At 45.7% G+C, this 2,445-nt stretch carries 1 protein-coding gene; it reads left to right on the forward strand.

The genetic code is table 11. From position 1 onward, the window contains the following. Window positions 1–2,323: SEC-C metal-binding domain-containing protein (locus tag VIP81_RS30340; protein WP_331970744.1), on the forward strand; the 2,323-nt coding region annotated here is incomplete at its 5' end. Between the last annotated feature and the right edge of the window lie 122 nt (window positions 2,324–2,445).

Consider the following 2,445-nt stretch of genomic DNA (forward strand, 5'->3'; position numbering starts at 1 on the left):
ATACCTGGTGGAAATGCAGAAGAAAGCGGTGAACCAATACCTGCAGGAAGCCAAAAAACTGATTTCCGAAGGTAAAGAAGATCCTAAAACCGGTGGATTGGCCCTGATGCGCGCCTGGAGAGGCTTGCCAAAGAGCAGTGCACTGATCAAATATCTCAGTGAAGCAGGTAACAGGGTATTATTACAGAAAGCAGAAAACTACTACCTGGCAGATCAGCAACGCGAAATGCCTAAGGTAGATGAAGGACTGTTCTTTGTTATCGAAGAAAAACAAAATAGTGTAGACCTCACCGATAAAGGTATTCACCTGATCACACAAGGCGGAGAAGATGCAAACTTCTTTATTCTGCCAGATGTGGGTTCAGAATTGGCAGAAATTGAAAAACTGTCAGTTGCACCTGAAGAGAAATTGCAGCAGAAAGATATATTACTGCAGGACTTTGCCGCTAAGTCAGATCGTATCCATTCCGTTCAACAATTATTAAAAGCCTACACTTTATTTGATAAAGATGTAGAGTACGTAGTAATGGACGGTAAAGTGAAGATCGTTGATGAGCAAACCGGTCGTATTCTGGATGGCCGCCGTTACTCTGATGGCTTGCACCAGGCGATTGAAGCCAAGGAAAATGTGAAAGTGGAAGCTGCCACCCAAACATTTGCTACCATCACGCTGCAGAACTTCTTCCGTATGTATCACAAGCTGGCGGGTATGACCGGTACAGCTGCAACGGAAGCCGGTGAACTCTGGGAAATCTACAAACTGGATGTGGTAACCATTCCCACCAATCTCCCGATCACCCGTATCGATGCAGAAGATCTGGTATACAAAACCAAAAGAGATAAATACAAAGCTGTTATCGAAGAAATCAAAACACTGCAGGCAAAAGGTCGCCCGGTACTGGTAGGTACTACCTCCGTGGAAGTATCCGAATTGCTGAGCAAGATGCTGACCTTCGATAAAGTAGCACATAATGTACTGAATGCGAAACAACATGCCCGTGAAGCACAAATCGTTGCAGAAGCAGGTTTGCCGGGCGCCATTACCATCGCTACCAACATGGCAGGTCGTGGTACGGATATTAAACTCGGACCCGGCGTAAAAGACGCAGGTGGTTTGGCGATTATCGGTACAGAAAGACATGAAAGCCGTCGTGTAGACAGACAGTTACGTGGTCGTGCCGGTCGTCAGGGTGATCCGGGAACTTCACAGTTCTTCGTTTCCCTGGAAGATGATCTGATGCGTATGTTCGGTTCAGAACGTATTGCAGGCCTCATGGACCGTATGGGTTACAAAGAAGGAGAAGTGATCCAGCATAGCATGATCACCCGTTCCATCGAAAGAGCACAGAAAAAAGTAGAAGAAAATAACTTTGGTATCCGTAAGCGTTTGCTGGAATACGATGATGTGATGAACAAGCAACGTACCGTGATCTACGCAAAACGTAATCACGCCCTGTTTGGCGAACGTCTGGCAATAGATATCGACAACGCATTCTATGATGTAGCGGAAAACATGGTGGCTACCCACAAAGCAAGTGGCGACTATGAAGCTTTCAAAATGGATGCTATCATGAACTTCTCCATTGATACTACTATCACCAGAGAAGAACTGAACAGAACAGATATTCCTAATCTGTCTTCCAAACTGTATCACGAAGGAAAAGATAACTATACGCGCAAAGTAAATGAACTGATCGGTAACACACTGCCGGTGATTGAGCGCATCTACCAGGAACAGGGTCACCAGATCGAAAATATCTCTATTCCGTTTACAGACGGTAAAAAAGGTATCAACGTAATGGCCAACCTGGCCAAAGTGGTAGAAACCAAAGGTCATGAAACCATGAATGCCCTGGAACGCAGCATCACCCTGGCATTGATCGATGAGTCCTGGAAAGAACATCTGCGTGCAATGGATGATCTGAAACAATCCGTACAGAGCGCCGTTTACGAACAGAAAGATCCGTTACTGATCTACAAATTCGAAGCATTCAACCTGTTCAAGGAAATGGACGGTGAAACCAGTCGCGATATCGTTTCGTTCCTGTCTAAATGCGGTATTCCTGTGAATAACCAGGCAGAGGAAACTGCGCCTGAAATCAGGGAAGCAGTAGAAGAAAAAACGGATATGAGCCGCATGCGTGCATCTCATGAAGATATGCTGGATCACAATGGACACCAGGCTGGTGTGCCAGACTTCCAGACAGCGGAAGAAGTGAAAACAGAGCCGATCCGTCACCAGGGACCACAGATTGGTCGCAATGACCTGTGCCCTTGCGGTAGCGGTAAGAAATACAAACAATGCCATGGCAAGAACGCGTAAGCGACTTTACCGGTAAATGATATCAGAACGGATTACGGCAACGTAATCCGTTTTGCATTAATTTCGCCCTGTAATAAGTAAATGAACGATGATGGAGATTAACCGCTATATAGACCATACTG

Origin of the sequence: Chitinophaga sp. (assembly GCF_036566945.1) — a bacterium.
In the GTDB taxonomy this organism is placed as follows: domain Bacteria; phylum Bacteroidota; class Bacteroidia; order Chitinophagales; family Chitinophagaceae; genus Chitinophaga.